Source organism: Brevundimonas sp. UBA2416 (assembly GCF_002343105.1).
Classification (GTDB): domain Bacteria; phylum Pseudomonadota; class Alphaproteobacteria; order Caulobacterales; family Caulobacteraceae; genus Brevundimonas.
Genome location: NZ_DDRM01000014.1, coordinates 55,580 through 71,002, shown reverse-complemented (window position 1 = coordinate 71,002; position 15,423 = coordinate 55,580). Strand labels below are relative to the sequence as shown.

The 15,423-nt window shown below is 67.5% G+C and carries 21 protein-coding genes and 1 pseudogene; 13 read left to right on the top strand and 9 right to left on the bottom strand.

Going from position 1 to position 15,423, the window contains the following annotated elements; genetic code table 11:
- The first annotated feature begins 21 nt into the window (after positions 1-21).
- Positions 22-657, top strand: coding sequence for an exopolysaccharide biosynthesis protein (locus B3E43_RS03930; protein ID WP_292026810.1), 636 nt, complete (start codon positions 22-24; stop codon positions 655-657).
- Between the two features lie 65 nt (positions 658-722).
- On the opposite strand, the gene flaF is transcribed toward B3E43_RS03930, so the two are convergent.
- Complete coding sequence (flaF, locus tag B3E43_RS03925) at positions 723-1,097, bottom strand: flagellar biosynthesis regulator FlaF (RefSeq protein WP_292026808.1); 375 nt, start codon at positions 1,095-1,097, stop codon at positions 723-725.
- Complete coding sequence (gene flbT, locus B3E43_RS03920; RefSeq protein WP_292026805.1) at positions 1,057-1,479, bottom strand: flagellar biosynthesis repressor FlbT; 423 nt, start codon at positions 1,477-1,479, stop codon at positions 1,057-1,059. The genes flaF and flbT overlap by 41 nt, the downstream gene beginning before the upstream one ends.
- A gap of 166 nt (positions 1,480-1,645) precedes the next feature.
- On the opposite strand from flbT, the gene B3E43_RS03915 reads away from it, so the two are divergent.
- Together B3E43_RS03915 and B3E43_RS03910 are read left to right on the top strand one after the other, a co-directional pair.
- Positions 1,646-2,092, top strand: a complete 447-nt coding sequence (locus B3E43_RS03915) for a hypothetical protein (protein WP_292026803.1) — start codon at positions 1,646-1,648, stop codon at positions 2,090-2,092.
- Positions 2,093-2,102: 10 nt separating this feature from the next.
- Entirely contained in the window at positions 2,103-2,318 is a 216-nt protein-coding gene (locus B3E43_RS03910) for a hypothetical protein (protein ID WP_292026801.1), read from the top strand.
- Between the two features lie 6 nt (positions 2,319-2,324).
- On the opposite strand, the gene cysS is transcribed toward B3E43_RS03910, so the two are convergent.
- A complete protein-coding gene (cysS, locus tag B3E43_RS03905; protein WP_292026800.1) occupies positions 2,325-3,734 on the bottom strand; it encodes a cysteine--tRNA ligase in 1,410 nt (469 codons plus the stop codon).
- 92 nt (positions 3,735-3,826) lie between these two features.
- On the opposite strand from cysS, the gene folE reads away from it, so the two are divergent.
- Both folE and B3E43_RS03895 read left to right on the top strand, forming a co-directional pair.
- Positions 3,827-4,444, top strand: a complete 618-nt coding sequence (gene folE, locus B3E43_RS03900; protein ID WP_292026799.1) for a GTP cyclohydrolase I FolE — start codon at positions 3,827-3,829, stop codon at positions 4,442-4,444.
- A gap of 161 nt (positions 4,445-4,605) precedes the next feature.
- The gene (locus tag B3E43_RS03895) at positions 4,606-5,046 is read left to right on the top strand and encodes a biopolymer transporter ExbD (RefSeq protein WP_292026797.1); all 441 of its coding nucleotides are present in this window, start codon (positions 4,606-4,608) and stop codon (positions 5,044-5,046) included.
- An 88-nt stretch (positions 5,047-5,134) separates the two neighbouring features.
- Here the strand turns inward: B3E43_RS03895 and B3E43_RS03890 are convergent, their stop codons facing one another.
- The 4 genes from B3E43_RS03890 to B3E43_RS03875 form a co-directional block, all read right to left on the bottom strand.
- The gene (locus B3E43_RS03890) at positions 5,135-6,058 is read right to left on the bottom strand and encodes a MotE family protein (protein ID WP_292026794.1); all 924 of its coding nucleotides are present in this window, start codon (positions 6,056-6,058) and stop codon (positions 5,135-5,137) included.
- Between the two features lie 64 nt (positions 6,059-6,122).
- Positions 6,123-6,665, bottom strand: coding sequence for a DUF6468 domain-containing protein (locus B3E43_RS03885; RefSeq protein ID WP_292026792.1), 543 nt, complete (start codon positions 6,663-6,665; stop codon positions 6,123-6,125).
- Complete coding sequence (gene fliM / locus B3E43_RS03880; RefSeq protein WP_292026790.1) at positions 6,665-7,732, bottom strand: flagellar motor switch protein FliM; 1,068 nt, start codon at positions 7,730-7,732, stop codon at positions 6,665-6,667. Before fliM ends, B3E43_RS03885 begins: the two co-directional genes overlap by 1 nt.
- Positions 7,733-7,734: 2 nt before the next feature.
- Positions 7,735-8,394 carry a flagellar basal body-associated FliL family protein gene (locus B3E43_RS03875; RefSeq protein ID WP_292026788.1) on the bottom strand — a complete coding sequence of 220 codons (660 nt, stop codon included), beginning with the start codon at positions 8,392-8,394 and terminating at the stop codon, positions 7,735-7,737.
- Positions 8,395-8,570: 176 nt separating this feature from the next.
- On the opposite strand from B3E43_RS03875, the gene flgF reads away from it, so the two are divergent.
- From flgF to B3E43_RS03835, 8 genes are all read left to right on the top strand, one after another.
- Positions 8,571-9,305: a flagellar basal-body rod protein FlgF gene (gene flgF, locus B3E43_RS03870; protein ID WP_292026786.1), complete on the top strand. Its 735-nt coding sequence runs from the start codon at positions 8,571-8,573 to the stop codon at positions 9,303-9,305.
- 16 nt (positions 9,306-9,321) lie between these two features.
- A complete protein-coding gene (gene flgG, locus B3E43_RS03865; RefSeq protein ID WP_292026785.1) occupies positions 9,322-10,110 on the top strand; it encodes a flagellar basal-body rod protein FlgG in 789 nt (262 codons plus the stop codon).
- Positions 10,107-10,727: a flagella basal body P-ring formation protein FlgA gene (locus B3E43_RS03860; protein WP_292026783.1), complete on the top strand. Its 621-nt coding sequence runs from the start codon at positions 10,107-10,109 to the stop codon at positions 10,725-10,727. The genes flgG and B3E43_RS03860 overlap by 4 nt, the downstream gene beginning before the upstream one ends.
- A gap of 14 nt (positions 10,728-10,741) precedes the next feature.
- Positions 10,742-11,476 carry a flagellar basal body L-ring protein FlgH gene (gene flgH / locus B3E43_RS03855; protein WP_292026781.1) on the top strand — a complete coding sequence of 245 codons (735 nt, stop codon included), beginning with the start codon at positions 10,742-10,744 and terminating at the stop codon, positions 11,474-11,476.
- Positions 11,477-11,655: 179 nt separating this feature from the next.
- Complete coding sequence (locus tag B3E43_RS03850; protein WP_292026778.1) at positions 11,656-12,123, top strand: hypothetical protein; 468 nt, start codon at positions 11,656-11,658, stop codon at positions 12,121-12,123.
- Positions 12,124-12,161: 38 nt separating this feature from the next.
- Positions 12,162-12,590, top strand: coding sequence for a hypothetical protein (locus tag B3E43_RS03845; protein ID WP_292026776.1), 429 nt, complete (start codon positions 12,162-12,164; stop codon positions 12,588-12,590).
- Between the two features lie 15 nt (positions 12,591-12,605).
- Entirely contained in the window at positions 12,606-13,115 is a 510-nt protein-coding gene (locus B3E43_RS03840) for a hypothetical protein (protein WP_292026775.1), read from the top strand.
- Between the two features lie 51 nt (positions 13,116-13,166).
- Entirely contained in the window at positions 13,167-14,972 is a 1,806-nt protein-coding gene (locus B3E43_RS03835) for a DUF885 domain-containing protein (protein ID WP_292026773.1), read from the top strand.
- Here the strand turns inward: B3E43_RS03835 and B3E43_RS03830 are convergent.
- Together B3E43_RS03830 and B3E43_RS03825 are read right to left on the bottom strand one after the other, a co-directional pair.
- Positions 14,969-15,310 carry an MmcQ/YjbR family DNA-binding protein gene (locus tag B3E43_RS03830; RefSeq protein WP_292026771.1) on the bottom strand — a complete coding sequence of 114 codons (342 nt, stop codon included), beginning with the start codon at positions 15,308-15,310 and terminating at the stop codon, positions 14,969-14,971. The two genes, B3E43_RS03835 and B3E43_RS03830, sit on opposite strands and share 4 nt — an antisense overlap.
- 2 nt (positions 15,311-15,312) lie before the next feature.
- Positions 15,313-15,423: pseudogene (locus B3E43_RS03825) on the bottom strand (peptide-methionine (S)-S-oxide reductase); the annotation flags it as partial.

Below are 15,423 nucleotides of genomic sequence, written 5' to 3'. Positions count from 1 at the left end.
CCGTCCGGACACCCGTCGCCGATGCCCGACTACGACTATCAGAGCGACAGTCGGACCTTCTCGCAGGTTCTGACCGACATCGGGGTCAAGGACGACCCCAGGCTCTACCTCGGCGAACTGGTCAACGCCTTCGGCGAGCGGGGCTTCGGCGCCCTGATGTTGTTCTTCGGCCTGATGAACATCGCCATCGGCATCATCCCCGGCACAACGACCATTCTCGGGGCCCCGCTGCTGCTGATGGGGCTGCAGCTGGCTACCCGCGCGGACCAGCTGTGGCTGCCGAAATGGGCGCTGCGGCGCTGGATCGAACGGGAGGCCTACAGGAACGGCGTGGAGAAGGTGCTGCGGCGCGTCCAGCAGGTGGAGCGGCTGTCGAAGCCGCGGCTGCACGTGATGACAAGCGAGCTTTCGGAAATCCTGATCGGCATCGCCACCGTGCTGCTGGCCTTCATCCTGATCCTGCCGATCTGGGGCGGAAACCTGGTGCCGGCGCTGATCATCTCGACCTTCGGCTTCGGCCTGATGCAGCGCGACGGGATCGTCGTCCTGATCGGCTGGACGGGCGTGGCCGGCGTCTGCCTGTTCATCTGGCTGGCCTGGGAGTTGGTCAGCCGGGCGTTCGGACCGACCATCCAGTGGGTCACCGGCCTGTTCTGAGGACGCTGGACTTTCGGTCTGTTGAGCTGACGCGCCGGTTGCACTCTGCCGTCGGCGACAGCCGGTCAGGCCGCCTGTTGCGCGCCCGGTCCGGGTCCGGCCAGCCCCTGCATGACCATCCGGTTGATGTCGATCAGGGCTTCGAAGTCGTCCTCGCCGCGCATGATCGCCGACGAGTGACGGCCGACGAACAGGCTGATCGAGATGATCTGGGCCTTCAGGCCGGCTGTCATGACATTGTCGGGATCGGCGCAGTCATTGGCCAGGGCCGACCACAGGCGGCGGTTCCAGTCCAGGGCGTCGATCCGCGCAGCGATGTCCGAAGGGTCCAGCGTTGCGGCATGCATCAGCGCCCGGGTGACCTGCCCGAACAGCCGATACTCCATCTCGCGCGGAGTCTCAGCCCGGGTGGCTGCGGTCTTGTATGCCTGCAGCGACATTCGCCAGATCTTCCTCATACTCAACGAGTTTTCGCGCCGCCATCAGCGCCTTGTAATATTCGCGCGCCATCACATGGCGCGAAGCCGCGACGCAGTCCGCCAGCACGACGGGATTGCGGGACGCTCCCATGAACTCGCTCAGCCGCAGGGCGAATTCGTCATAGACCTTGGCCGCCGCGGTCTCGTCCAGGTACATCATCATGACCGGGAAATAGACGCGTTTGGCCGGGGTATTGGCGTCTTCGGGCTGGAGAATGTCCTTCTCGCGCAGCACCGACGCCTTGTTCTGCAGGATCAGCACACCGCGACGATCACCGTTCTGGACGACGGCGCCGTTGAGGACGAATTTCTCGCCGGGCTTCAGCGACAGCTTGAGCGGCATTTGAGAGGGCGTCTCCTGACAGGCTCCCGGCGACGTTAGGAAGCCGGGACCAACGCACCCTAAACAACCGTGGTTAACCATCTCTTGTCTGACGGGAAGGCTCCCCGTCGCTCGCGGGAACATCGGACAAGTACCGGGCGTTGACCTTCCAGCAGGAGGCGGCGGCATGCCCGAGATTGACGGCTATTCGGACGACCAGGCCCAGTCCAAGGTCTATGACGAGACCCATCTCGACGATGAGGGCGACGGCGACATCCTGCTGGATGAAGCCGATCCCGTGCTGGACGTCACCCGGATGGCCGGCGATGCGGACGAGGAGCCGTTCGACGAGGACGCCGAGGACGATCTGGACGAGGTCCAGGGCGCGTCCGGAATCGAGGCTGAGGCCGACGCCCTGCTGGGCGTGGACGGCGAACGCCTGACCGAGATCGACGGCGAAAGCGCCGGCGGCCGCGGCCCGGACGAGGTCGAGCTCGTCTACACCGGCCTCATGCGCAACGTCCGCGGGGCCCAGGCCAGCGCGGCCCACTGGGAAGCGAAGACCCTGTCAGACGACGACATCGCCGGTCTGGGCTACGGCCCTGACGGCGACGAAGACCACCCCGCGAAATAAGGAGGGCCGAATGACCGCTCATACTGACCCGACGAAGCCCGCCGCCCGCGAAGACTGCGATCCCGACACCCCGCACGCCAAAACGGCGCCGCGCGAAACCGGCAAGCCGGATCAGCTGCGGGAGACCGAGCGCGACTCGGAGGACCGTCAGGAAGCCCTGCTCGACGAAGGCCTGGAAGAAACCTTCCCCGCCAGCGACCCGGTGTCCGCCAAGCGGATTACCTGATCGGCCTCAGCCCTTCACCCGCCAGGTCGCGCCCTGCGGTCCGTCCATCACGACCACATTCAGCGCATTGAGGCGGTCACGGATGCGGTCGGCCTCGGCCCAGTCCTTGGCCGCGCGGGCGGCGGCGCGCTGTTCCAGCAGACCCTCGACCTCGATCCGCAGGGCGTCGGACACCTCGCCTTCAAGCCATTCCGCCGGATCGGCCTGAAGCACCCCGAGAATCGCCCCGGCCGCGACCAGTTCGCCCTTGGCCCGGGCAACGACGCCGTGGTCGCCCGCCGTCATGGCGCGCTCGATCTCGCTGGACAGGGCGAACAAGGTCGCCATGGCCCCCGGTGTGTTGATGTCGTCCTCAATGGCCTTGAGGAAGTCCCCGGGCGGTTCGTCGCCATTGGCCTCGACGCCGGCGGCCCGATGCAGGGCGCCGTAAAGCCGGTCCAGCGCCTTGCGGCTCTGGTCCAGAAGCGCCTGGTTCCAGTCGAGCGGCTGGCGATAGTGGGCGCTTAGCAGGGCCCAGCGCACCACCTCGCCCGGAATCGCCTGCACCAGGTCATGCAGCAGCAGGACATTGCCGATCGACTTGGACATCTTCTCGGCGTCGACCGTCAGGAAGCCGTTGTGCATCCAGTAGCGGCTGTATTCAGCGTGGGCGTCCGGCTCATGCGCATGGCCGTGGGCGCAGACGCCCTGGGCGATCTCGTTCTCATGGTGCGGAAACACCAGGTCGATGCCGCCGCCGTGAATGTCGATCGGCAGGCCCAAGGTCTCCTCGATCATGGCCGAGCATTCGATATGCCAGCCCGGACGCCCCGCGCCCCACGGCGACGGCCACGAGGGCTCATCGGCCTTCGACGGCTTCCACAGCACGAAGTCGTGCGGGTTCTTCTTGTAGGGCGCGACCTCGACCCGGGCCCCGGCGATCATGTCGTCGAGGTTGCGACCCGACAGGCGGCCATAGGTCTCATAGGACGAGACGTCGAACAGCACATGGCCCTCGGCGGCGTAGGCGCAGCCCTGCTCCATGATGGCGCCGATCTGGGCAACGATGGCGTCCATATGGTCGGTGACATGCGGCGCGATGTCCGGCGGCGAGACGTTCAGCCGCTTCATATCGTCCAGATAGGCGGCCTCGTAGCGGGCGGTGACCTCGCCGATCGAGGTCCCCTCCTTCGCGGCCTTCTGGTTGATCTTGTCATCCACGTCGGTGACGTTGCGGGCATAGACGACCTTGTCGGCCCCATAGGTCCGGCGCAGCAGCCGCACCAGCACATCGAACACCACCGGCGGCCGCGCATTGCCGATATGGGCGTAGTCATAGACCGTGGGGCCGCAGACATAGAGGGTCACCCGATCGGGGTCGCGTGGCGTGAAAACGCGCTTTTCGCGGTGCAGGGTGTCGTGAAGGACCAGCGGCATAGGGAAGCGGAGACTTTCAGTTTTCTTGCGGGACGGACCCGCCGTCCCATATAGCGGTCCTGCTGCACAAGCGAACAGCGTCGAGATCGAGAATGAGCGTCATCCCCGTCAAGCCGGTTCTGGTCGGCGACAACGACCCGTCCAAACGCCCCAGCCGCGAGGAGGCCCTCAAGGCCGTCCGCACCCTGCTGGCGTGGGCGGGCGACGATCCCGACCGCGAGGGCCTGCGCGACACGCCCAAACGGGTGGTCGACGCCTATGGCGAATGGTTCGACGGCTATGACGCCGATCCGGCCAAGGAACTGTCGCGGACCTTCGAGGACGTGCAGGGCTATGACGACATGGTCCTGCTGCGCGACATCGAGGTCGAGAGCCACTGCGAACACCACATGGCTCCGTTCCTCGGCAAGGCCTATGTCGCCTACATCCCTCAGGAGAAGGTCGTCGGCATCTCCAAGCTGGCGCGGGTGGTCGAGATCTTCGCACGCCGTCTGCAGACCCAGGAAACCCTGACGCAGCTGATCGCCGAAGCCATCGAATCAAACCTTCAGCCGGCCGGCGTCGCCATCATGATCGACGCCGAACACCAGTGCATGACCACCCGGGGCGTGCATCACCGCCACGTTTCCACCATCACCACCCGCTTCACTGGCGTCTTCAAGACCGACGCTGCCCTGAAGGATCGCTTCCTGAAGCTGGCGAAGGGCTGATCGGCTCGCCTGAAAGGCGTATTTGGAACAATCACGGGGCAATGGAACCCCAACCCGCCTGAACCCGCTTTACAAGCGGGTTGCGGGACGCCAAGAGACGAACCGAACGTCATAGTTTGCGCTCGCCGTGATCGCGTCGGGCCTGATGGAGAGAGTGACACATGGGCTCCAAGCTTTCCGGACCCGCCGGCCAGGGCGGCAAGACGATCGAGCAGAACGCTGACATCAACGTCACGCCGTTCGTCGACATCATGCTCGTCCTGCTGATCATCTTCATGGTCGCGGCGCCGATGGCCACCGTTTCGATCCGCCTCGACCTGCCGCCGGCGACCCCGCCGGCGAACCCCGAGGAGGTCAAGGAACCGGTGTACATCACCATCCAGGACACCGGTTCGATCTTCCTGGCCGACCGCCAGACCACGATCGAGACCCTGGCGACGGACGTCTGCACCGCCCTCGCCGTTCCGACGGATTGCCGCCAGGAGCGCGTCTTCGTCCGCGCCCAGCCGGACGTGACCTACGACCAGTTCATGGAAGTCATGAACACCCTGCAGGAGAACGGCTTCTTCAAGGTCGGCCTGCTGAACGAAGACATCACCTGAGCGCGACGCAGCGCTGAGCGACCAGAGGCCGCGTCCCCCGGGACGCGGCCTCTTTCTTTTGGTCTGCATCGCCCGAAGGAGAAGATCGCTACTGCACCGACTGACGGGGCGGAGCCGGCGTGGCGGCCGCCGGCGCGGCATAGGGCCGCTCCCCAGCCGGTTCGGCCGGCGCGGGGGTCGCCGGTGCAGGCGTTGTGGCCGCGGGACGGGCGGCAGGACGACGCGCAGGCGGTCGGGCGGCCCGGACCGGCGCGGGAGCCGGCGCGTTCGCCGCCGGGGCGGGCGCCTCTCCTGCCGGCGGCGTGGCCGCAACGGCGGCCGGGGCGGAGGCCGGGGCGGCCGATTCGGTCGCCGGAGCCGTCGCCGCAGACGCCGCGGCGGCCCGGGCAGCCAGTTGCTGGCGCGCCTCGAAGCGGCGGGCCAGTTTCTCGGTCAGGCTGCGAGCGGCGGCGGGCTCCATCTGGGCCATGATGGCGGCCAGTGACCGCGGGCGCATGGCGGCGGCGACCGGCAGACGGACATCATCGTCCAGCGTGGCGAAGACGCGGGCGGCGTCACGCGGGCGCATCGCCGAATAGACGGCCACCATGCGGTCGTTCTCGGCCTTCTCCTGTTCGCTGACCTGACCCAGCAGAACGCGGACCTCGGCCTTCACAGCCTCAAGCGCGGCGACCTTGGCGTCCAGCTTCTGTTCGGCGGTGGCCAGCAGCGGCAGCATGGAGGCCAGATCGGCGTCACGGGCATCCAGCTCCGTCCGGCGCGCCGACAGCGACTGGATGATGCGCAGTTCCGCCGGCGAAATTCCCGCCTGCTGGGCCAGTTGCTCCGGCGTCAGGGCGCAGACCGCTGCGGCGGCAGCCACAGGAGCCGCGACGGCGCCGGCGGGCACGACCTCTTCGGCCCAGGCTCGGGCGCCATCGAACAGACCAGGCGCGACGCCGACGGCGCGGACCAACACCACCCCGCCGATGGCGACGGCGATCAGGGGCAACAGGCGGGGGATCTTGCTCATGATCGGCTACTCCGGCCCTCAGGTCGGCGAACGCCGCGCGTTCGCCATTGGGCTACAAAAATGGTCAGGCGGCGAAGAGGTCTTCGTCGAGATTGCGGCGGGACTGGTTGAGGCTTTGCTTCGCAGCCTGGTTAGCGGTCCGGCCCGCCGTCAGGGCGCCGAGGATGGCGGCGACCGGCGCCGGCGCACGCGTGGCGGGGGCCATGCCCTGGATGCGTTCCGCCAGCGCCGCCATCCGAAGCGCCCGCTCGTCTTCCGCCGTCACGGCAACGGGGGCGCGGGCAGCGACGAGCACGGGCTTCGCAGCCTCCTGTGGCAACGTCCGCGAGGTGTCAGGCGCGCGGGCGATCAGGGTTTCCAGCTGGGCCTTCACTTCCCGCGCCTTGACGATGCGATCGTGCAGGAGATCGGTTTCCTGGCCTGAGGCCCGCAGGCTGGCGAGGGCGGCCTCGGCCCGACCGGCGGCGGCGTTGAGTTCGGTGACCGCAGTGGCGAAGGCTTGCTGGCCGGCGCGGAGGGCGGACAGCTTCTTCTCCAGCCGGACGCCGTAGCCGAGTGCGGCCACCAGCAGCAGCATCAGCGCGCCGTCGAGAATCATTCCGGTCATCAGCGTCTTCCCTTGGTCAGACTGGTCGCGGCTTCGATGCTGATCGGCGCCTCGACCCGCACGGCAATGCTCTGTCCCTTGCGGCCCATCTTGCCGGTCGTGACCGGGATGGAGCCGCACCGGATCGAGATGTCGGACTCCGGTGTGGCGTTCAGCATCAGGGTGTCGCCGACCTTCAGGTCCAGCACCTTCGAGAGCGGCAGTTGCTGCTCGTCGAGCACCGCCCGCACCTCGGTTTCCGTGGTCCAGAGCTCGGTGGCGAGGTGGCCTTCCCAGATGTTGTCGCGGCCGAACTTCTCACCCATGAACTGCTGCAGCAGCATCTTCCGGATGGGCTCGAGCGTGGCGTAGGGCAGCAGCAGCTCGATACGGCCGCCGCGGTCTTCCATGTCGATGCGCAGCTTCACCAGGATGGCGGCGTTGGCCGGGCGCGCGATGGCGGCGAAGCGCGGATTGGTCTCCAGCCGGTCCAGGCTGAAATGCACCGGCGTCAGGGGCTCAAAGGCGGCGCGTGCATCGGCCAGAACGACCTCGACCATCCGCTGGACCAGAACCCGCTCGATGGTCGTATAGGGCCGACCCTCGATGCGCAGCGCCGCCGTGCCGCGACGTCCCCCCAGGAGCACATCGACGATCGAATAGATCAGGTTGGAGTCGACCGTCAGCAGGCCGTAGTTGTCCAGCTCCTCGGCCCGGAATACCGCCAGGATGGCCGGCAGCGGGATGGAGTTCAGATAGTCGCCGAACCGGATCGACGAGATGTTGTCGAGGCTGACCTCGACGTTGTCCGAGGTGAAATTCCGCAGCGACGTCGTCATCAACCGCACGAGGCGATCGAAGACGATCTCCAGCATCGGCAGCCGCTCGTAGCTGACGAGGGCGGAGTTGATGATGGCGCGAATGCCGGTGCGCTCGCCGTCATCCCCCTCGCCCATGTCGAAGCCGAGCAGGCTGTCGATCTCATCCTGGTTGAGGACGCGTTCGGACAGGGAAGACGGGCGCGCCTCCTCCGCCTCGGCTTCTTCCCCGAACGGGTCGGCGGTTTCGGCGAAGGCCGCGTCGGTCATGCCTACTGCACCAGCATTTCTTCGATCAGGACAGCATCGACCTTGCCGGGAGCCGCGATCAGATTGACCCGGCGCAGGATTTCAGCGCGGAGCTGGAAGGAACCGCTGGAGCCGGCCAGATCCTCGGGCCGCAGTTCGCGCAGGAAACCCTGGAACATGTCCTGCATCCGCGGCATTTCGGCCTGCAGCTGCTCGGCCACATGGGCGTCGCTGGTCTCGAGGGTCAGCTTCAGCTTCAGGAAGGTGGGTCGACCGTCGGCGGCCTGAATGTTCACCACCATGTCCGGCAGGGTGAAGAAGGTGACTCCGTCCGGCCCCTCGGCGATCACGCCCAGGGAAGCGTCCGCCGCACCGTCGGCAGCCGCGCCGTGGCCCCCGCCCTTCTTTTCGGCCTTCTTGTCATGGCCGCCCTTTTTCTCGGCGCCGTGATCGCCGTCTTCGGCCGTAGCCGGCTTGGGCTGCATCATGAAGAACGCCGCCCCCCCGCCGCCGCCCAGCACCACGAGTGCGGCCGGGATGACGATGAACAGCAGGGGAAGCTTCTTCTTCTTCGGTGCAGCGCCATCCTCGCCTTCTGCGCCGGCCCCATCCGAAACGGCAGGCAGGTTGGCGGCCTCGTCGCCGCCCTCCTTGGCGCCCTTCTTCTTGCCGAATTTGAACATGGACCACGCCCCGAGAATCTCTCGACCCATACGAGCGTTTTTTGGTTAACGAGCCGCTAAGAACCGGCAAATCCTGCCGGGTCATCGGGGCCCAAAACCGGACCAAAGCCCCGTCCGCACTGGGTTAACCCTGTTGGCACGACCGTTGCGAGGAGATGGGCGAAAGGAGCCGCCCCGTGGAAAACGCCGCCTATGTCGGACTGTCACGCCAGATGACCCTGCGCCGCGAGCTCGACATCGTGGCCAACAACATCGCCAATGCGGACACCACCGGCTTCAAGGTCGAACAGCTGCTGCTCGGCGCCGAGATCGGCGAGCGGGCCCGCAACGCCTTTGTGCGGCCGGGCGTCAGCTTCGTGCTGGATAACGGGATCGGCCGCGACTACGGCCAGGGCGCGCTGGAACAGACCGGCCGGAATCTGGACTTCGCCATTGAAGGTGAAGGCGCATTCTTCAAGCTCAACGACGGCGCCGGCGAGGCCTATACCCGTGACGGCGCCTTCACCCTCGATCCCGAAGGCCGGCTGACGACCGAGGGCGGCGCGGCTGTCCAGGGCGACGGCGGCGATATCATCCTGGACCGTGCTCTGGGCGAGCCATCCGTGGCCGCCGACGGCACGATCAGCCAGAACGGCAATCCTGTCGGCCGGATTTCCATTGTTCGCTTCGACGCCCTGGCCGCGCTCGAAAAGGGCGGCGACGGCCTGTACCGCAACGCCTCCAACGCCGCCGCCATCGAGGCGACCGACGCCCGCGTGCGTCAGGGCATGCTGGAAGGCTCCAACGTCAATCCGATCATCGAGATCACCAATCTGATCGAGATCCAGCGCGCCTACGAGAGCGTCACGCGGATGATCGAAAACGCCAACGACCTGTCACGCCGCGCCGTCGAGCGGCTGGGCCGGGCCTAGAAAGGGAGACTGAGACATGCGCGCGCTCAGAACCGCAGCCTCGGGCATGGCCGCCCAGCAGCTGAACGTCGAGGTCATCTCGAACAACATCGCCAACATGAACACGGTCGGCTTCAAGCGTCAGCGGGCCGAGTTCCAGGACCTGCTGTACCAGAACGTCGAACGCATGGGCGCGCAGTCGTCCAGCCAGGGCACGGTGGTCCCGACCGGCATCCAGATCGGCGCCGGCGTCAAGGCCGGCAGCGTTTATCGCATCACCGACCAGGGCTCGCCGACCCAGACCGGCGGCACCTATGACGTCGCCATCGACGGGCGCGGCTATTTCCAGGTTCTGCTGCCGTCGGGCGAGACCGCCTTCACCCGCGCCGGCAATTTCGCGCTCAACGGCGAGGGCCAGCTGGTCACCGACGACGGCTATGCGGTGCAGCCGAACATCTCGATCCCGCAGGACGCCGTGGACGTGACGATCTCCAAGTCGGGTCAGGTCCAGGTCATCACCGCCGGCGAGACCGAACCGTCCGTGGTCGGTCAGCTGGAACTGGCCAGCTTCTTCAACGAGGCGGGGCTGGAAGCCATCGGGGACAACCTGCTGATGGAAACCGCCGCCTCGGGCGCGGCCAACGTCGGCACGCCGGGCGAGGTCGGCTTTGGCCAGTTGCTGCATGGCTATACCGAGGCCTCGAACGTCGATGCCGTGGCCGAAATCAGCGCCCTGATCATCGCCCAGCGCGCCTATGAAATGAACTCCAAGGTTATCACCACCGCCGACCAGATGCTCTCGGTCAGCGCGCAGGTGAAATCGTGAGGTCCCTGATCCTAGGCGCCATCGCGGCCTTGATGGTCGCCGGCGCCGCGGTGGCCGGGCCTGTCACGCTGAAAGCCAATCCTGTCGACAGCGACGGCCGCGTGACCCTGGGCGACCTGTTCGACGGAGCCGGAGCGGCATCCAATGTTGTCGTCGGGACCCGCGCCGGCCCCTCCATCGTTTTCGAGGCCGGCCAGCTTCAGAGTCTCGCGCGTCAGTCGGGACTGGACTGGGCAAATCCGACCGGGTTGCGCCGGGTGGTCGTGCGCAACGCCGCCGTCGCACCGGCATCCGCCGCTCCTGCCCCCGGATCGTCTGTCGCAGCCGATGAAGTTGCGCCGCCGGTCCTCGCCGCCCGTCCCCAGCCAGTCCGGGCCGCCGTTGCCGAGCGCGTCATCACCCGGAACGACATGGTTGAGGTCGCCTATGAGGTCGGCGGTGTCCGCCTGACCATCACCGGTCACGCCGAGGGCAACGCCGCTCCGGGCCAGCGCCTGGCGGTCCGGAACCTGCAATCGGGCCGCACCATCGACGCCGTGGCCATCGGACCCGGCCTGGCCCTCGCCGGCCCGGCCGCACAGGAAGCCCGCGCCACCCAACAGCTCGCCGCCCGATAGAGGGATAAAGTTCCATGCGTACCGCCCTGATCCTCTCAGCCGTCGCCCTTACCCTCGGGGCCTGCTCAACCGCCGTCGAGGCCGTGCGTGGCCCCGAGCTGGCGCCGATCGGCTATCCCGCCGCCCTGGTGCCGACCAGCCAGGCCTATCTGCCCTCGCCGGAGCAGCAGCACGCCGACCGCGCCGCCAGCGCCAACAGCCTGTGGCGCGCCGGGGCCCGCACCTTCTTCGGCGACCAGCGCGCCCGCCGGATCGGCGACATCGTCACCGTCAACATCGACATCGACGACCGCGCCCAGACCCAGAATTCCACGGCGCGCAGCCGCACCAACGAAATCTCCGGCGGGGTCACGAACTTCTTCGGTCTTGAGAACAGCCTGGGGCGCGCCTTCCCCGGCGGTTTCGATCCGGCCAATCTGGTCGGGCTGGAAGGCGAGTCCAACTCGAACGGCTCCGGCTCGGTCAACCGGTCCGAGAAGGTCAGCCTGACCATCGCCGCGGTCGTCACCGATGTGATGGGCAACGGCAATCTGGTCATCCAGGGCCGGCAGGAAGTGCGCACCAACCGCGAGGTCCGCGAACTGACTGTCGCCGGCATCGTGCGGCCCGAGGACATCAGCTCCGCCAACACCATCGCCCACACCCAGATCGCCGAGGCCCGGATCAGCTATGGCGGTCGCGGCGACATCAGCCGCGTCCAGGCGACCCCTGCGGCCCAGTCGCTGGTGGAGCGCTTCAGTCCGTTCTGAGTTGGGGCCGCGGTCACAGGGCTCCGCCCTGTCGATCCGACGCGGCCTCGCTGCGTAGGGCTGTTCGCCGAACGCGCGATAAATTCATCACACCCCGGGATCAGGTCCGGGTGCGTCCAAGCGGGGCCGTGAACCGTTAATGGAATGTGGCGTTTCGATACCAGACGCGAGATTCCCTGATGCTCAAGATCGCAATTCCAGCCGTCGCCGCCCTCGGGCTGATCGCCTTCGCCGCCCGGTCGCAGGCGACAAACCTCGACATCCAGACCGAGGTCGCGCCGATGGGCTGGCACCTCAGCCACGAGGGTTCGTTGGCGAAATTGGCCTATGGCGTTGAAAACTCCGACCAACTGGCCCTGATGATGACCTGCGAGCAGGGCCAGACGCAGGCGACCGTCTATGGCGACGTCCAGCCGGCCAGCCCGCGCCTGATCAAGGCGTCGACGTCGACGGCGATCGATCCTCTCAGCGGCGACCTGCCCGATGTGAAGCGGATCTCGCTTCGTGACCCGGCCCTGCAACAGCTGGCCCGGAGCGGAAAACTGGCGGTCGAGGCCGACGCCGGACAGTTCGAACTGTCCGCCACACCGGTGGAACGCCGCCTCATCGGTGAATTCTTCGCCTATTGCGGTTCGGACCGCGTCTGACCACAACTGTGGCCGGACCATTCAGCGGGGGCTGAGCCATGATCGCCTTGTTCGTCATCGCGGCCCTGGCCGCACAGAGCCCGCCGCCAGAACCTGCATGGACGTGGACCCTGTACGCCGACGCTGAGCCCGTGGTCCTGGCTCACGAGGTTCCTGACACAGCAAATCTGCGCACCACCCTCGAATGCGATCCGGGTACGAGCGTCGCCCGACTGACCCTGTACGGCGGTGTTGTCCTGAGCGGCATGGCCAGAGTGACCTCAGGCGAGGCCTCCGCTGTCGCCGAGGCGACGCCGGCGCGGGCCGGGAGCACCAGACTGGCGCTGCGGACCGACCATCCCGTGTTCGCCGCCTTCACCGTCGACGGCCAGATGGCGGTTGTCGTGGGCGATCAGCGCCGCCCCGTTGAGATTCCGGCAGCCCACCTTGCCAAGCTGCGCCGGTTCGCGGAACTGTGCTCGGGCTGATTGCAGGAGAGGTCCATGCGCGCCCCGGTTCTGATCGTCCTGAGCGGCCTGCTGCTGGGCGCGTCGGCTTGCGCAACCGTGGAGGCCCCGGTTGAGCCGGCTCCCGCCGTCGCTTCTTCCGGCCCGCCGACGCCCATCGCCGATCACGACTGGTTCTATCATCGGGATGGCGAGGAGGCCCGGCTGGTCTATGGCCTCGCGGAGAGCGATGACCTGCGGCTGGGCCTGGATTGCCGTCAGGGCAGCGGACGGTTGGCGCTCAGCGCCGTCGGTGGTCCCGACGCCAAACCCGAGATCTACATCGAGGCCGGCGGAGAAACCGAGCGGTTCATGGCCCAATCAGAACCTTCGGAGTTGCACGAAGGCGTCTTCCTGACCGCAGAGGCCGATGCGGATGCGCCCGTTTTCCAACGCTTCCGCCGCATCGGCTGGCTGGCGCTGTGGGTGGACGGCGAACGGCAGGCCTACGCCCCCCACCCTGAATCCGCGCCCAATATCGAACGGTTCTTCGTCTTCTGCGGTTGACGCGACGGCTCCGCTCCGGTGCAGTCCCGCCCGATCCGGGAGAGGGACCTCATGAAACGCGTTATCACCGCCTGCGCCATCGCTGTGCTCGCCGCCGCCGCAGCCCCCGCTTTCGCCAACCCAGCGTGGGTTCAGGCCGAGGCCGCCCGCAATGCCGAGAACCCGGCCCTCGCCTCCGTGCTGGCGGACTACGAAGCCTATCTGCGGGCCGTGGACCCGATCAACGCGGGCATGGAAGGCGACCGTGCAGCCCTGTCGCGCATGCCGGACAGCTCGCGCGCCTTTGAAGTGGCGCAGGAGCCGGTGCTCAGGGGTTTCGCCGACCGACTGGCCGCGATCGACGCCGCCGGCCTCGGCGACGACGACCGGCTGAACCACAGCTTCCTGACCTATGTGCTGCAGCGTTCGCTGGCCCGCATCCCGCTCGATACGGGCCGTATCGACGCCTTCAACTCGGAAGGCGGACCCGGACAGGGCCTTGCCTATCTCGCCGGCGTCACCCGCATCGTCACCACCGCCGACGCCGAGGCCTGGATCGCCCGGCTGGAGGCCATGCCGAAGATCTATGCCGACCAGCTGGCCGGCGCCCACCGCGGTCTGGATACCGGCCTGGTGCAACCGCGCTCCATCGTCGAAAACGCCCTGACCCTGATCGAGCCGGAGGCGGCGCTGGTGCTCGAAGCCGATCCCCTGCTCAAGCCGTTCGCTGCCCTGCCTGCCTCCATCCCGGCGGCGCAGCAGGCGGCCCTGCGTGAGCGCGCCGCCCGGGCGGTGGCGGACGGAATCATGCCCCAGCGGCGCGAATGGGCGCGGTTCCTGCGCGAGGACTACCTGCCCCGCGCGCCCCAGACGCTCGGCCTGGTCCACAGGCCCGGCGGGCGCGACCTGTACGCCTTTCTGGTGCACGGCTTCACCACCACGGACATGACCCCGGACGACGTCCACGCCATCGGCCTGCAGGAAGTCGCCCGTATCCGCGGCCGCATGAACGCCGAGATGCAGGCGGCCGGCTGGACCGGCGATTTCGCGTCCTTCCTGACCTTCCTGCGCACCGATCCTCAGTTCTACGCCACGACGCGGGAACAGCTGCTGGAGAAGGCCTCGGAGATGGCCAAGCGGGCCGACGACGGCATGCCGGCGCTGTTCGGAACCCTGCCCCGCCTCCCCTATGGCGTCCGTCCCGTGCCACGCGAGATCGAGGCCAACTACACCACCGGGCGCTACAACCAGGGTTCGCTGGAGAACGGCGTCGCCGGCGGATATATGGTCAACACCTCCAGCCTCAACCAGCGCGGCCTGTATGAACTGCCCGCCCTGACGCTGCACGAGGGCGTACCGGGACATCACCACCAGATCGCACTGCAGCAGGAGGCCGAGGACGGCCCCTATTTCCGTAAGAGCGTCGACGTCACCGCCTTCACCGAGGGCTGGGGCCTCTACGCCGAGTTCCTCGGCGAGGAGATGGGCTTCTATCGCACGCCCTATGAGCGGTTCGGCCGCCTCAGCTACGAGATGTGGCGCGCCTGCCGGCTGGTGTCGGATACGGGCCTGCACTGGCTGGGCTGGGATCTGGAGCAGGCCCGCGCCTGCTTCCGCGACAACTCGGCGCTGGCTCCCTTGAACATCGAGACAGAGCTGCAGCGCTATATCGGCTGGCCCGGTCAGGCGACGGCCTACAAGATCGGTGAGATCCGACTTCGCGCAATCCGCACACGCGCCGAGGCCGAACTGGGCGACCGCTTCGACATCCGCCGCTTCCACGACGCCCTGCTGGTCGACGGTCCCCTGCCGATGGCCCTGCTGGACGCGCGGATGGACCGCTGGATCGCGGAAGAGAAGGCGCGGCCCGCGGACTAGAGTCCCAGCGCCGCTCGCGCCTTCCTGGTCAGCTTCGCCGCCACGATGCTGTGGGCGATCGCCAGATGCTCGGCCAGCTCGTCGTCGGCCCAGTCGTCGATCTGCGGCAGATTCACCCATCCGGCCCGCGCCAGATAGGGCGCCGGACGCGCATGGCCGGACTCGGTCAGCACCTCATAGGCGATGTCCGAGACCTTGAAGGAAACGCCGCCCTGCTCGCCGACCATGGCGAACATCTTGCCGCCGACGCGATAGGCGTCGTGATGGTCGCCGAACGGATGATCCAGCGTCGCCGCCGGGAGCGCGAGGCAGACCTTGCCCACCCCCGCGCGATCCATGATCAGGCCTCGACGCCGACGCCTATGGGACAGACCACGCCCGTCCCGCCGATGCCGCAATAGCCGGCCGGGTTCTTGGCCAGATAGCCCTGGTGATAGTCCTCGGCGAAATA

Coding starts and splice junctions, on each gene's coding strand:
- B3E43_RS03930 (WP_292026810.1), top strand. CDS start 22: ATGCCCGACTACGACTATCAGAGCGACAGTCGGACCTTCTCGCAGGTT.
- flaF (WP_292026808.1), bottom strand. CDS start 1,097: ATGTCGCTGCAGGCATACAAGACCGCAGCCACCCGGGCTGAGACTCCG.
- flbT (WP_292026805.1), bottom strand. CDS start 1,479: ATGCCGCTCAAGCTGTCGCTGAAGCCCGGCGAGAAATTCGTCCTCAAC.
- B3E43_RS03915 (WP_292026803.1), top strand. CDS start 1,646: ATGCCCGAGATTGACGGCTATTCGGACGACCAGGCCCAGTCCAAGGTC.
- B3E43_RS03910 (WP_292026801.1), top strand. CDS start 2,103: ATGACCGCTCATACTGACCCGACGAAGCCCGCCGCCCGCGAAGACTGC.
- cysS (WP_292026800.1), bottom strand. CDS start 3,734: ATGCCGCTGGTCCTTCACGACACCCTGCACCGCGAAAAGCGCGTTTTC.
- folE (WP_292026799.1), top strand. CDS start 3,827: ATGAGCGTCATCCCCGTCAAGCCGGTTCTGGTCGGCGACAACGACCCG.
- B3E43_RS03895 (WP_292026797.1), top strand. CDS start 4,606: ATGGGCTCCAAGCTTTCCGGACCCGCCGGCCAGGGCGGCAAGACGATC.
- B3E43_RS03890 (WP_292026794.1), bottom strand. CDS start 6,058: ATGAGCAAGATCCCCCGCCTGTTGCCCCTGATCGCCGTCGCCATCGGC.
- B3E43_RS03885 (WP_292026792.1), bottom strand. CDS start 6,665: ATGACCGGAATGATTCTCGACGGCGCGCTGATGCTGCTGCTGGTGGCC.
- fliM (WP_292026790.1), bottom strand. CDS start 7,732: ATGACCGACGCGGCCTTCGCCGAAACCGCCGACCCGTTCGGGGAAGAA.
- B3E43_RS03875 (WP_292026788.1), bottom strand. CDS start 8,394: ATGTTCAAATTCGGCAAGAAGAAGGGCGCCAAGGAGGGCGGCGACGAG.
- flgG (WP_292026785.1), top strand. CDS start 9,322: ATGCGCGCGCTCAGAACCGCAGCCTCGGGCATGGCCGCCCAGCAGCTG.
- flgH (WP_292026781.1), top strand. CDS start 10,742: ATGCGTACCGCCCTGATCCTCTCAGCCGTCGCCCTTACCCTCGGGGCC.
- B3E43_RS03850 (WP_292026778.1), top strand. CDS start 11,656: ATGCTCAAGATCGCAATTCCAGCCGTCGCCGCCCTCGGGCTGATCGCC.
- B3E43_RS03845 (WP_292026776.1), top strand. CDS start 12,162: ATGATCGCCTTGTTCGTCATCGCGGCCCTGGCCGCACAGAGCCCGCCG.
- B3E43_RS03840 (WP_292026775.1), top strand. CDS start 12,606: ATGCGCGCCCCGGTTCTGATCGTCCTGAGCGGCCTGCTGCTGGGCGCG.
- B3E43_RS03835 (WP_292026773.1), top strand. CDS start 13,167: ATGAAACGCGTTATCACCGCCTGCGCCATCGCTGTGCTCGCCGCCGCC.
- B3E43_RS03830 (WP_292026771.1), bottom strand. CDS start 15,310: ATGGATCGCGCGGGGGTGGGCAAGGTCTGCCTCGCGCTCCCGGCGGCG.